Origin of the sequence: Yersinia sp. 22-579 (genome assembly GCF_030433455.1) — a bacterium.
Classification (GTDB): domain Bacteria; phylum Pseudomonadota; class Gammaproteobacteria; order Enterobacterales; family Enterobacteriaceae; genus Yersinia; species Yersinia enterocolitica.
This window is the reverse complement of record NZ_JAUJTZ010000006.1, coordinates 194512-207056: the sequence shown is the minus strand read 5'-3', so window position 1 is coordinate 207056 and position 12545 is coordinate 194512. Positions and strand designations below refer to the sequence as shown.

Here is a 12545-nt window from a genome sequence, read left to right as displayed (position 1 = left end):
AACAGAAGGCGATTATCACATTCTCATATTTACATAGTATTTTAAGTTAGTTAGCAGCAGGGATCATTAAGCTGATACTGGTGAGAATTATGCCAAGTATGAGTCCTCAATATGCCTGCTGCTGATACCAAATCTAATCACCGTGGAGCCGGGGCTGCTCATTATCTTAGCGAGCAACAACGGGCTAGAATAAAACTATTGTCTCGCTCTTGGGTATGGCGGCTGGAATTGCCTACCTGGATATTGATAGGGGTTATTTATACTGGTTGGTTTGCCTGTGTTATTTATTGGCAGCAATTAGGCACAGTGCTGGGAAGCATACTGCTAATATTATTTACCGCGTGGTATATGTCACTACAACATGAGCTGATTCATGGTCATCCAACTCGCTGGCGAGTGGTAAATCAGCTGTTAGGTACTTTGCCACTGGCAGTATGGTACCCCTATGGTCTTTATCGTGACTCCCATATTCAACACCATAAAGATGAGGATCTGACTCATCCTGAAAAAGATCCAGAGTGCTATTATTACACCGCAAAGCAATGGCAACATTTTCCACAATTATTCAAAGGTATTGTCCGTATTAGCAATACCTTTTCTGGCCGATTAATTTTGGGACCCGCGTTAGATATCATCGCCACCATTCGCAGTGCAATCCGTGCTTTTATTACTGGCGATCGTTCGGCCATTACAATGTGGTTGGTTCATTTGGGTTTACTTGGCTTCTTGTTTTACTGGATGGCTGGTTATGGTATTTCGACTATTTTTTATATTTTGGTAATTAGCTATCCCGCCCTTAGTTTGACCAAAGTAAGATCCTTTTTTGAGCATCGCGCGGCTGAAAACAGTGCAGCACGTTCAACTCTGAATGAGGCCGCATGGCCATGGCGTCTACTCTTTTTAAACCTCAATTATCATTTGGTTCACCATGATTTACCGGCTTTGCCCTGGTATGGACTACGCCGGATTTATCTGGAAAGTCGGGTTCAATATCAGCATCGCAGCGAGCAATTTGTGGTGAATGGCTATACTGAATGGTTAGAAGCATTTGTTTTTACAGCTTTGGAGATAGAAATTCATCCTTTTTACGATAGTGAAAATAAAGCTCCGGCTGAGGAAAGGCTGCACACTGTAATTGACAGGGGAGATGGGCATACCGAGTCAGTCTAAAGTGACTTATCAAAGTGAAAATGAAGGCATCACACCATCTACAAAATCGGAGGTATTGTTTTCACTTATCTGTATTTAACTGTTGTTATATACAGCTATTTATGTAATCTTAACAGTCATCCTTGTCAGTAACACGCATTTAAATACTTAGCTATCATACTGTTATCTATAGATGTAGCAGGCTAGTTAGCCTAGCCTGACTTGAATAATATATTTAATATCAATTGGTTATTTGGTTTATTTTCGACTAAATCTAATATGGTTGCTGATTTGTTAATGGTTTTGGTTTTTATGCCTGGCTGAATTGGCATTTCACCGATATTAATGAATGAACTTTCAATAACCCTTGAGCACATAGAGGTAAAGCATGGCAAAGACCTTAACCCGTAGCCGGATTTTTGCGTTAGCTACAGTAATGTTGGCTGTTTCAGGTGGCGCGTCACAGGCTGCTGATACTGTCCGTGTTGGCTCAAAAATTGATACTGAAGGCTCGTTGCTGGGCAATATTATTGTGCAGGTTCTTGATGCTAATGGGATTAAAACAACTAATAAATCCCAGTTGGGTACCACCAAAGTGGTGCGCGGAGCTATCACAGCGGGTGAGATTGATATTTACCCTGAATACACGGGTAATGGTGCATTTTTCTTCTCTGATGAAAAAGATCCTGCCTGGAAAGATGCGAAAGCAGGTTATGAAAAAGTAAAAGCACTGGATTATGAGAAAAATAAACTGGTGTGGCTTTCACCGGCACCAGCGAACAATACCTGGACCATTGCTGTTCGCCAGGATTTGGCTAGTGCGAATAATTTGAAAACCCTGGATGATTTAGGCAAATGGATTAATGCGGGTGGCAAATTCAAATTGGCTGCCTCAGCTGAGTTTATTGAAAGACCTGATGCCCTGCCTGCTTTCCAACAAGCATATGGCTTCAAATTGAACCAAGACCAACTCTTGTCATTGGCTGGTGGTGACACAGCGGTAACAATTAAAGCCGCCGCTGAGCAGACCTCGGGAGTGAATGCCGCCATGGCGTATGGCACCGATGGCCCGGTAGCGGCACTAGGTCTGCAAACGCTGGAAGATACCAAAGGTGTACAACCTATCTATGCGCCAACCCCAATAATCCGTGAAGCCACACTGAAAGCGCATCCTAATATCCCTGCTTTGCTTGATCCCGTATTTGCCACTCTTGATAGTGCAACCTTGCAAAAACTGAATGCTCGTATTGCGGTTGAAGGTCAGGATGCTAAGAAAGTCGCTGCCAATTACCTGAAAGAAAAAGGGTTTGTAAAAGGATAGTCATGTGTATCAGGGAGGGTGCTATAGCTATCAATATGTATAGCATTCCCCAATAAACAGATAATTAATTGTTTCTTTTAGGATTATCTGTCATGGAGATGGATTTTTATGTCTGTAAAAAACCGAGTCCTGTTATCGCTGGTTATTTTGATGATTTTATCAGGAGTCGGGCTTTCTTTTGTCAGCCATGCACCCAATCGGTTGATATCAGGGCAGGGAATTTCATTAATATCGTTGATAACAGGGCCAGTTTGGTGGTTGTTATTACCGATATTGATGCTGGCTAGCTTCGCTTTCTTTAAACAAAGTACTGTGCTGTATTGGGCCACAGTTTTGATAGCCGAACTGCTGTTATTCGGTTTGCTGTTACTGGCTGGCGCAACTGCTACACAACTTGCTGGCGGCGAAGAAAGCCTGGTTCGCACATCTCTTGGCGGTGGTTTTTGGCTGATGAGTGGGATGAGCATTTTGATTGCTATCGATAGCTTGTCTCGTGCGGTTGTGAATCCTATCTGGCGCAGTATGGCTAATGTTTTGCTGCTTCTGCCCGTCGTAATATTGCTAGCTACCGGGCAACTCGATCAACTGTCATTGCTGAAAGAATACGTTAATCGGCAAGATGTGTTTAATGATGCGTTATGGCAACACCTTCAAATTCTGTTTGCAACGTTAGTGCCAGCGATGCTTTTGGGTATTCCTCTTGGCCTGTTCTGCTTCCGCTCTCCTCGCTTTCAAGTTGCTGTTTTTTCAGCATTAAATATTATTCAAACTATTCCATCCATTGCTTTATTTGGTCTGCTGATTGCACCTTTGGCTGGATTGGCTGCAGCTATTCCCTGGCTGGCAGAGCATGGAGTGAGTGGTATCGGGTTAGCGCCAGCGATTGTCGCACTGGTACTTTATGCCTTATTGCCGCTAGTACGTAATGTAGTTGCCGGGTTAGACGCTGTACCAGACAGTGTTGTTGAATCGGCACGAGGAATGGGAATGACCCGCAGTCAGTTGTTCTTTCGGGTGCAGATACCCATTGCCATGCCACTTATTGTATCTGGAGTTCGGATTATTGCCGTGCAGACGGTCGGGCTGGCTGTTGTCGCCGCACTAATTGGTGCGGGTGGCTTAGGCGCGATTGTATTTCAAGGTTTGCTCAGCAGTGCATTGGATTTGGTGCTGTTGGGTGTAATCCCCGTGGTAGTGATGGCGGTAGTAGTTGATTCGCTGTTTAAATTCATCGTTATTTTTATGGATACTTCGCATCGATGATTCATTTCCATCAGGTAAGTAAATATTTTGCCGGCAAACGGGCTGTAGATAACCTAACGTTACAAATAGCGAAAGGGGAATTTACGGTATTGATAGGTACCTCGGGTTCCGGTAAGTCGACCACACTAAAAATGATTAACCGACTTATTGAGCATGATGAAGGGGAAATCCATTTTGCCGGAGAGGAAATACGTAATTATAAGCCCGAAGATATACGCCGTCGCATGGGTTATGCCATCCAATCAATAGGGCTATTCCCCCATTGGACTGTGGAACGCAATATTGGCACCGTACCACAATTGCTCAAATGGCCTCAGAAGCGTATTCGACAGCGGGTGATTGAATTGCTTGAATTATTACATCTGGATCCAGAACAATTTCTTTATCGTTATCCTCATCAATTGTCAGGTGGACAGCAACAAAGGGTAGGTGTTGCTCGAGCTTTGGCCGCAGATCCAGAAGTATTGCTGATGGATGAACCCTTTGGGGCATTAGACCCAGTGACTCGTTCGGCATTGCAGTTCGAAATTACCCGTATTCATCAATTATCGGGGCGGACTATTGTGCTGGTTACCCATGATATTGATGAAGCTTTGGCTTTGGCTGACCGCATAGTATTGATGGATGGTGGGCGAGTTATCCAACAAGGGACACCTCTGGAAATGTTAACTCTGCCCGCGAATGACTTTGTTCGTGACTTTTTTGGCCGCAGTGATTTAGGCATTAAGTTGTTGTCACTCGGGCGAGCCGAACAACGTATCAGGCGCGGTGAAACTATGATAGGGCAGCCCATACTGGGTACAACGAGCTTGCGAGAAGCACTTTCTCTGTTCGTGTCACGCCAGACAGATAAATTGCTGGTAGCCGATGAACAGGGGCAACCATTGGGGGTACTTTATTTTGCTGATTTGATTGCGGATGCAGATAGGGGCGAAGTATGAAACCGACTGCCGTCAACATTAGTGAGGATAAAAAGTGTCTGATGGAGAAGCTTAAATCAGGGCTACTGTGCGGGTTAACTGACCCTCTTTGTTGGGCATTGCTCTTATTGGCTGGTTTGGTTTTTGGTATGACCTCCTTGGGGGGCTTTTTTTCAGCGTTATTCCCTGATCTCGACAGGCCGATATATGTGCAAGATACATTTTGGTCACTGGTAGTTGCCCATGTTTTCCTGGTGCTAATTTCCAGCATTATCGCTGTTTTTATTGGGGTGAGCGCCGGTGTTGCCGTGACGCGTCCAGCAGGGAAAGAGTTTCGTTCGGTGGTAGAAACTATTGTCGCGATGGGGCAGACATTTCCCCCTGTAGCGGTGCTTGCTATTGCTGTGCCAGTGATGGGATTTAGCGAAAAACCCGCGATTATTGCTTTGGTGCTTTATGGTTTATTACCTATTTTACAAGGGACTATTACAGGTGTTGAGTCTGTTTCCCGGGATATCCGTGAGGTTGCTGAAGGCGTAGGAATGAGCGCCAGACAGATCTTGTGGCGAGTGGAATTACCGTTGGCTGCACCAGTTATTGTCGCGGGGATCCGAACGTCAGTCATTATCAATATTGGTACTGCTGCTATTGCTTCCACAGTAGGGACGAAAACCTTGGGATCGCCAATTATTATTGGACTGAGCGGATTTAATACCGCCTATGTTATCCAGGGAGCTATTGTGGTTGCTTTATTGGCGGTTATTACCGATATGATCTTTACACGGTGGAATCGGCGTTTATCTCGCTGGAGAGAATTGCAGTCTCTTCCTGTAGCAAAAAATCACTGATACTTCGATTTTTACTGATATCCTAAGTAGGTGCTAATATTGATTTCACTGCCGATGTACGGGGTTAGGCCAGTACAAGATGTGCAACCTTTTTGGCAATTATTGTTGCAGCAATTGCACAAACATGGCGTCACTGCAGCTCCCGAGCAATTATGTTGGCCCTCAGATTTACTGCAACATTGGCGTGATCCTACACTGCTTTTAAGTCAGACCTGTGGTTTTCCTCTCGTGACTCTATTACAACAGCAAGTTCAGTTGGTTGGCGCATTCAGCTATCAATCACCTTATTGCTCAGGGGAGTATTACCGCAGTTTAGTGGTGGTCCGTGCAGATGAAGCAGGGCAGCAACTTTCTGACTTTCGCTATCGTGTCGTTGCATTCAACAGCACAGACTCCCAGTCAGGATATAATGCTTTGCGTGCTTTGATTGCGCCACTGGCGATCAATGGGAAGTTCTTTTCTCGTGCAGTAGCTTCGGGTGGACACTATCGTTCTATCGAAATGATTCAACAGCGGCAAGCAGATATTGCCGCGATTGATTGCGTGAGTTTTGCATTATTACAACGTGATAACCCATCAGCGCTTGCAGGATTAAAAATTGTCGCGCAAACCGATATTGCTCCAGGCTTGCCATTGATTACCTCGTTAGCGACATCCAAAGAGCAGCTAAACCAGATACGTCAGGCCATAACAGCCACTGTCAATTCTCTCGAGGCAAGCTCTGCTAAGGATAAATTATTGATCAAAGGATTTAGCACATTGCCGTGGTCGGCCTATTGCGTGATTAAGCAGATGGAAAAAAAGGCTGCGGCATTAGGCGTAATCACGCTTTAACACAAGGAATATTGAAGTCCTGATTCTTGATGAAGTATGTTGAGGTTCAGATATAAGACGGCAGTGAAATGCTGTCTGAGGTTAATGACAAAGTGCCCGTAACGGTGAAAACAGGCAGATCGTAAAGACGCCGTAAACCCTTCCCTGGGGGCTCGAGCCGCGCCGTCCCTGGCGCGGACGCTTTACTCTTCTACCTGTCTTCGCCTTGCAAGATCGAGTTCTTAGGGGTTGTCAGCAGTCTGAGACGGCAGTAAAATGCCGTCTTATGTCTGATTATGAATAACTACAGCAGGCCGCCACCCTCAACATCAATCACGCTACCGGTCATGAAGCTATTTTCCAGTAATAAGATATAGGCGCTAGCAATATCAACCGGTTGGCCCACTCTGCCCACCGGCAGTGATGCACTAACTTTGGTAAACATGGCCTGACGCTGTTCACTGTTTATTCCGCTATAGGCTTCAGTTGCGGTTACACCGGGGCTGACAATATTGACCCGGCGCGGTGCCAGTTCTTTGGCTAATTGCTTACCGACAGCTTCTAATGCCGCATTGATGGCTGTTTTAATAAACTGGCCACTGATAAATTTGCGTGATAACAAGCCTGATGTCAGTGCTATTGAACCCTGCTCATTGAGATAAGGCAAAGCTGCCTGAATCGCCCGTAGAGCACCCCACAACTTCACATCAAAATTTTCCTGAGCTTCAGTGAGAGAGGTTTCCGCTAAAGGTTTGGCTTTCACTGCTGGCCCGGCGGTGATGACCAAATGATCAAATGCCCCAACTTGGCTAAATACCCTTTTTAATGAATCTTCATTAGTCATATCTGCGGACATACGCAGTATGGCGCTATTATCACTGGAAGATATTGACCCAACTGAACGTCGCGAAACCAATACCACTTTGGCTCCCCGAGCCACCGCTGCATAAGCCACTGCTGCCCCGATACCGCTGTTTCCACCCAGAATAACTACTTTTTGCTGGTTTAATGAAGAGCTGAATTGATGCTGCGCTAATGTAGTGATGTTCATAATGAGTCCCATGCTGGAGGAATGATTTTTAATATTTATCTATACTCAATCATTGAAAGTCATTGAACAATCGACTAAAAAGACAATCACTTATAAAGGAATTTTAATAATGATCTCATTTAGTGATTTGGATGTCTTTGTTCGCACGGTTGACTGCGGGAGTTTGTCTGAAGCGGCTCGTCGGTTGAATATAACGCCAGCAGCGGCCAGCATTGCAGTAAAGCGTCTGGAATCACAATTAGGCGTTCGCTTGTTGGTACGCTCAACCCGCAGTTTACGGCTAACAGAGGAAGGTATTAGTTATCTGGATAGTGCGCGTATTGCACTAGGGGCATTAATTGAGGGGGAGCAGGCCATTCAGCGGAAAATGACCGGATTATCTGGGGTTTTGCAACTTTCAGCGCCTTCTGATTTTGGTCGCAATTTATTAGTTAACTGGCTCAATGATTTCAAGCAACAACATCCGCATATTCAATTGCACTTGTTACTTAATGATCGTCACGCAGATCTCTTTCGCGAACCCGTGGATATCGCTTTACGTTTTGGCGTGCCGACTGACTCCAGTTTGGTGGCACTACCTGTTTTGTCTCGCCATCGGCGGATGCTCTGCGCCAGCCCAGCCTATCTTGCCCGGAATGGTGTGCCGCAAACGCCAGCACAATTGGTGAATCATCAATCGGTGTTATATCAGCGTAATGGCCGCCTTTATAATCAATGGCGATTAATGCGACAAGACGATATTCAGGAAGTCACTATGTCTGGTGAATACATCAGTGATGATGGTGAAATTGCCCGGCGTTGGGCACTGACGGGGCTGGGGATCGTCAATAAAGCGGCTATTGATGTGATAGCGGATATTCGTGCAGGGCGCTTGGTACAGGTACTACCGGACTGGCAGGGAGAGGTTTTACCCTTAAATTTATTATGCCCCCACCGCTCACAGGTGTCAGAACGGGTTAGGGGCTTGCAGACTTTTTTGCAGCAGCGATGCCGCGAATGGATGGGAACTTACGGTGATTCCTGACCGTTATTGGATAAGCCCGCAGGGCCAATATCAGACAAGGGACTGGACTGCGTGGTTTCAGTTTCAAGTGGGGTGGTTGAACGGGTATAAATGTTCAGTCCAGCCAGAAAAACGCCACCTAATGAACTCAGAGCCATTACCGCAATCAGGATAATGAGTGCTTTTCTCAGCATAATTATTTTCACTTTTTATCTAAACAGCGTGAATTATAGCCCGTTGGCTAAATGAAACAACCATGTTGCATTCTCGGACAATTAGCGTGGTTTGAACAAAAATTTCCCCAGCGTCACCAAAACCACTGCAGAAACAATGACAGCTAACGCGCACCATTCCGTGGTGGATAGACTTTCACCGGCAAAACCAATGCCCAACAATACTGCAACTACCGGATTTACATAGGCATAGCTGGTTGCAACAGCGGGACGGACATTTTTCAGCAAGAACATGTAAGCACTGATAGCCAGCATGGAACCAAAAACAATCAAATAGAGGAGTGAGAGGATTCCTCCCATTGAGGGCATTTGATTGAGTTCTTCGCCGCTTAATGCACTGGCAAGTAACAGAACAACGCCAGCAACCAGCATTTGTGCTGCACCAGACATCGCTCCACTTGGCAACGCCAGCCGTGAGCTCCAAACCGATCCGAATGCCCAACTGGCAGACGCCAGTAATATCAACATCGCACCTAGCGGGTTACCTAATAAGTTACTGCCGGTGTTGAGTAATATAATGCCCACTAACCCGAGAGCTATGCCCGACCATTCCAGCTTAGTATTACGCATTCCCCATAACATACTGAAACACAAAGTGAATAATGGAACGGTCGCGACCATAACGGCAGCAATACCGGAGGGGACATGTTGGTGTTCTGCAATGGTGACCAACCCATTACCGATAGCCAATAATAAAATACCAATTGCGCTGGCGCCCATCCATTGGCGCAAAGTCGGCAGAGCATGACCGCGAATAGCCAGGAAGCTGAACAGTAAGACTCCGGCAATCAGGTAGCGTAATCCCGCCATCATCAACGGTGGCCAGCTTTCGACCCCGATTCGAATGACCAGATAGGTAGAACCCCAGACGAAGTATAAGGTGAACAGTGAACCGACTAGCAACCACAGATTACGGTTATTTTGCTTCAGCATAGTTATTCAATAGGAAAGGAACAGTAAAACAGAGATGTATCAGTAAACATGAGAATAGTGATGGTTGCCAAAGGTTTTTATTATTTTTTTACGTTTTAATTTTTCGTCTAAAATTTTCGTTAAAACAGAGGGTTATTCTTATGGTTAACCACTGCTGGGTTAATAGACAGTGACAAAAGCTACTCTTCTCAAGAAAGCAAAAATTGCTTCAGGCATGATGCATAAAATCAGGTGGCTCAACTGAGCTTATATGACAATTATCAGACAAGGTGAGTGATTTATGGGGCCGATGGGGAGTCAGATTAGAATACGCAGTACTAATCTTATACGTGCTTATTCCGGCCTGGTGGCACTGTTGTCACTGTTTATGATGCCAGTAGCCGAGGCGGCACAGAGTGAATATGCTTTTTTATCTTCCAGCGTGTTACAGCATAACCAACGGGCTATCGCGCAAAATAACGAGAAAGGGCAAGAGCAGAGCCCCGTGGCAACACAGCAGGCTTATAGCCAGTTATTGCAGCAAGCGGACAAAATACTGAAACAACCCAACCCCAGTGTCATGGATAAAAATAGAGTTCCGCCCAGTGGCTCTAAGCATGATTATCTGAGTCTCAGTGCGTATTGGTGGCCAGATAGTCAAAAAAGTGATGGTTTACCTTGGATACGTAAAGACGGGCAGATTAATCCCGCCAGTAAAAATGAAGACAGTGATGGTGTACGTTTGGCTGATTTTACTGCAAAGGTACAGGCATTGACGTTAGCTTGGTATTTTTCCGGTGAACAGAAATATGCGGATAAAGCCATTATCCTGATTCGAACCTGGTTTATTGACCCGGATACTCGCATGAACCCTAACCTGGATTTCGCTCAGGGAGTACCTGGAATTGCCGCAGGGCGCGGAACTGGAGTTTTGGATGGGCGTTACTTTGCCACTCGCATTGTCGATTCGTTGATTATGCTACAGCAGAATACAAACTGGACGGTGCAAGATGAAAAGCAGATTCGGCACTGGATGACAGAGTATCTACAGTGGTTACGCTACAGTGCAGCAGGTAAAAAAGAAGCTGCGGCGCAGAATAATCACGGCAATTGGTATGCGGTACAAGTCGCGGGTATCGCCTGGTATTTGCAACAACCGAGTGTTGTGGTTGAGATGACAGAGTTGCTGAAAACCAAACTGAATACCCAATTAGCAGCAGATGGTTCACAGCCGCTGGAGTTGGCGCGAACACGCTCATTCCATTACAGTTATTTCAGTTTGCAAGCGGCTATACTGATAGCCCAATTGGCAGATAAAGTTCATGTCGACCTGTGGCATTACCACACTCCGAATGGCAGTGGTCTAATTAAAGCGCTTGATTTTATGGCCCCTTTCTCTGACGAGCAAAACAAATGGCCCTACCATAGTCTTGATCATATTGGTGTACGACTCGTGCCTCTGATGGTCCAGGCAGACCAAGCGTTGGGTGAAAATCGCTATCAACAATGGATACAGCAAGCTGATTTTTCCGCTACAAATAACAAGCGAAGAGGTGCGGTAACTGAAGCCTTGCGTGACATTGGGTTATTATCTGTATCGGTTAACAAATAGTGGATAATAAAAAGCCGGGAGGGATCTCCCGGCAAAATGTGATGACTGCTAATAAAATAAATTCACAAAACACGATGAAGCATTCAAACAATAAAACAATGAGGGTAATGCAAATCAATAACGATTAGAACTGATAGACCAGGCCAACAGCCAGAACGTTATCAGTGTTCAGTTTCAGCTTATTATCATCGTTCAGTTGGTTGATTTTATAATCAACATAGGTAGACATGTTTTTATTGAAGTAATAGTAAGCACCGATATCAACATATTTAACTAAATCGGCATCACCAATCCCTTCGATATCCTTCCCTTTAGACTGAATATAAGCCAAAGAAGGTTTTAATCCGAAATCAAACAGGTATTGCGCAACTAATTCAACGTTTTGTGTTTTATTAGCAAAACCACTGACGCTGGTTGAGACATTATTAATAACGGCGGTTCCGGAAATAGGCGTCATGTTACGTGTTTCGGCGTAAGTTGCACCCAGGTAAACACCGTTATCGTCATATTTCAGACCGGTAGTCCAGGCATCTGCTTTATCGCCTTTACCAAATCGACCTTCTTTCTGTGCGGTGGTGCGGTTAGATGAGGCATAGGCCGCACCTACACTAACACCTGCGCCAATTTCATAGCTGGAAGACAAACCAAAGCCGTCACCATTCTGTTTGGTGGCGTCTGCGCGACCATTGGTATTGTCAGTTTCGCTGCCGTTTTTACCCTGATATTGCAGGGAGAACTTCAGGCCATCCACCAGACCGAAGAAGTCAGTGTTACGATAAGTAGCAACACCTGTTGTACGGCCAGTCATGAAATTGTCGGTTCTGGTGTAGCTGTCATTACCGAATTCTGGCAACATATCGGTCCAGGCGGCGAGGTCATATAATACGCCGTAGTTACGGCCATAATCGATTGAGCCTAATTTCCCATAACGTAAACCGGCAAACGCTAAACGTGTTTTGTTATCTTTTGTTTCCTGACTTTCAGCATAGTTAGCTGCAACGTTATATTCCCACTGACCATAACCTGTCAGTTGGTCGGTAATTTGAGTCGCACCTTTAAAACCAAAGCGGACATAAGATTTGTCGCCATCACTTTTATTATTATCAGAGAAGTAGTGCAGTGCTTTTACTTTTCCGTATAAATCGAGTTTATTGCCGTCTTTATTATAGATTTCTGCTGCATGTGAAGTTGTGGCAACTAATAAGGCTGGTACCAGGATTGCCAGAATATTACGTTTCATATTTTTGCCCTGTTTCTCTTATTTAAAAAGACGCGAGTAGTAGAATTTTTTGCTGTATTCAATATCTGTCTGAATTCATCCAGCGCAGAATTTTTACCGCATCTGTGTGATATATTTATGACAAAACATAAATAACTGCAATATTGCGTAAATATTGTTCATTTTTATTGGCGCTAAACT

At 45.0% G+C, this 12545-nt stretch carries 12 protein-coding genes; 8 read left to right on the top strand and 4 right to left on the bottom strand.

The features are described from left to right. Nucleotides 1-111: 111 nt before the first annotated feature. From QSV56_RS09485 to QSV56_RS09460, 6 genes are all read left to right on the top strand, one after another. Nucleotides 112-1170 (top strand): fatty acid desaturase, encoded by a 1059-nt coding sequence (locus tag QSV56_RS09485; protein ID WP_019081086.1) that lies wholly within the window; start codon nt 112-114, stop codon nt 1168-1170. 367 nt (nt 1171-1537) lie between these two features. Further along, nucleotides 1538-2470: an ABC transporter substrate-binding protein gene (locus tag QSV56_RS09480; RefSeq protein WP_046051300.1), complete on the top strand. Its 933-nt coding sequence runs from the start codon at nt 1538-1540 to the stop codon at nt 2468-2470. Between the two features lie 108 nt (nt 2471-2578). Then, nucleotides 2579-3733 carry an ABC transporter permease gene (locus tag QSV56_RS09475; protein ID WP_061111560.1) on the top strand — a complete coding sequence of 385 codons (1155 nt, stop codon included), beginning with the start codon at nt 2579-2581 and terminating at the stop codon, nt 3731-3733. Next, a complete protein-coding gene (locus QSV56_RS09470) occupies nt 3730-4674 on the top strand; it encodes an ABC transporter ATP-binding protein (RefSeq protein ID WP_050157688.1) in 945 nt (314 codons plus the stop codon). The genes QSV56_RS09475 and QSV56_RS09470 overlap by 4 nt, the downstream gene beginning before the upstream one ends. Before the next feature lie 128 nt (nt 4675-4802). Then, nucleotides 4803-5501, top strand: a complete 699-nt coding sequence (locus QSV56_RS09465) for an ABC transporter permease (protein ID WP_172666735.1) — start codon at nt 4803-4805, stop codon at nt 5499-5501. A gap of 54 nt (nt 5502-5555) precedes the next feature. After that, nucleotides 5556-6335, top strand: coding sequence for a phosphate/phosphite/phosphonate ABC transporter substrate-binding protein (locus QSV56_RS09460; RefSeq protein ID WP_050875374.1), 780 nt, complete (start codon nt 5556-5558; stop codon nt 6333-6335). Between the two features lie 283 nt (nt 6336-6618). Here QSV56_RS09460 and QSV56_RS09455 read toward each other — a convergent pair whose 3' ends face one another. Continuing rightward, nucleotides 6619-7365 carry an SDR family oxidoreductase gene (locus QSV56_RS09455; RefSeq protein ID WP_046695285.1) on the bottom strand — a complete coding sequence of 249 codons (747 nt, stop codon included), beginning with the start codon at nt 7363-7365 and terminating at the stop codon, nt 6619-6621. Nucleotides 7366-7474: 109 nt separating this feature from the next. On the opposite strand from QSV56_RS09455, the gene QSV56_RS09450 reads away from it, so the two are divergent. After that, entirely contained in the window at nt 7475-8389 is a 915-nt protein-coding gene (locus QSV56_RS09450) for a LysR family transcriptional regulator (protein WP_050321729.1), read from the top strand. On the opposite strand, the gene QSV56_RS09445 is transcribed toward QSV56_RS09450, so the two are convergent. After that, a complete protein-coding gene (locus tag QSV56_RS09445; RefSeq protein ID WP_019082723.1) occupies nt 8374-8562 on the bottom strand; it encodes a hypothetical protein in 189 nt (62 codons plus the stop codon). The two genes, QSV56_RS09450 and QSV56_RS09445, sit on opposite strands and share 16 nt — an antisense overlap. Before the next feature lie 81 nt (nt 8563-8643). Continuing rightward, a complete protein-coding gene (gene yedA / locus QSV56_RS09440; protein WP_019081079.1) occupies nt 8644-9534 on the bottom strand; it encodes a drug/metabolite exporter YedA in 891 nt (296 codons plus the stop codon). A gap of 280 nt (nt 9535-9814) precedes the next feature. Between yedA and QSV56_RS09435 the strand changes: the two genes are divergently transcribed. After that, nucleotides 9815-11125, top strand: a complete 1311-nt coding sequence (locus tag QSV56_RS09435; RefSeq protein WP_050875347.1) for an alginate lyase family protein — start codon at nt 9815-9817, stop codon at nt 11123-11125. A 124-nt stretch (nt 11126-11249) separates the two neighbouring features. Here QSV56_RS09435 and ompF2 read toward each other — a convergent pair whose 3' ends face one another. Next, nucleotides 11250-12365: a porin OmpF2 gene (gene ompF2, locus QSV56_RS09430; protein ID WP_301212111.1), complete on the bottom strand. Its 1116-nt coding sequence runs from the start codon at nt 12363-12365 to the stop codon at nt 11250-11252. Nucleotides 12366-12545 lie beyond the last annotated feature (180 nt).

Coding starts and splice junctions, on each gene's coding strand:
- QSV56_RS09450 (WP_050321729.1), top strand. CDS start 7,475: ATGATCTCATTTAGTGATTTGGATGTCTTTGTTCGCACGGTTGACTGC.
- QSV56_RS09475 (WP_061111560.1), top strand. CDS start 2,579: ATGTCTGTAAAAAACCGAGTCCTGTTATCGCTGGTTATTTTGATGATT.
- QSV56_RS09470 (WP_050157688.1), top strand. CDS start 3,730: ATGATTCATTTCCATCAGGTAAGTAAATATTTTGCCGGCAAACGGGCT.
- yedA (WP_019081079.1), bottom strand. CDS start 9,534: ATGCTGAAGCAAAATAACCGTAATCTGTGGTTGCTAGTCGGTTCACTG.
- QSV56_RS09465 (WP_172666735.1), top strand. CDS start 4,803: ATGACCTCCTTGGGGGGCTTTTTTTCAGCGTTATTCCCTGATCTCGAC.
- QSV56_RS09460 (WP_050875374.1), top strand. CDS start 5,556: ATGTACGGGGTTAGGCCAGTACAAGATGTGCAACCTTTTTGGCAATTA.
- QSV56_RS09455 (WP_046695285.1), bottom strand. CDS start 7,365: ATGAACATCACTACATTAGCGCAGCATCAATTCAGCTCTTCATTAAAC.
- QSV56_RS09480 (WP_046051300.1), top strand. CDS start 1,538: ATGGCAAAGACCTTAACCCGTAGCCGGATTTTTGCGTTAGCTACAGTA.
- QSV56_RS09435 (WP_050875347.1), top strand. CDS start 9,815: ATGGGGCCGATGGGGAGTCAGATTAGAATACGCAGTACTAATCTTATA.
- QSV56_RS09445 (WP_019082723.1), bottom strand. CDS start 8,562: ATGCTGAGAAAAGCACTCATTATCCTGATTGCGGTAATGGCTCTGAGT.
- QSV56_RS09485 (WP_019081086.1), top strand. CDS start 112: ATGCCTGCTGCTGATACCAAATCTAATCACCGTGGAGCCGGGGCTGCT.
- ompF2 (WP_301212111.1), bottom strand. CDS start 12,365: ATGAAACGTAATATTCTGGCAATCCTGGTACCAGCCTTATTAGTTGCC.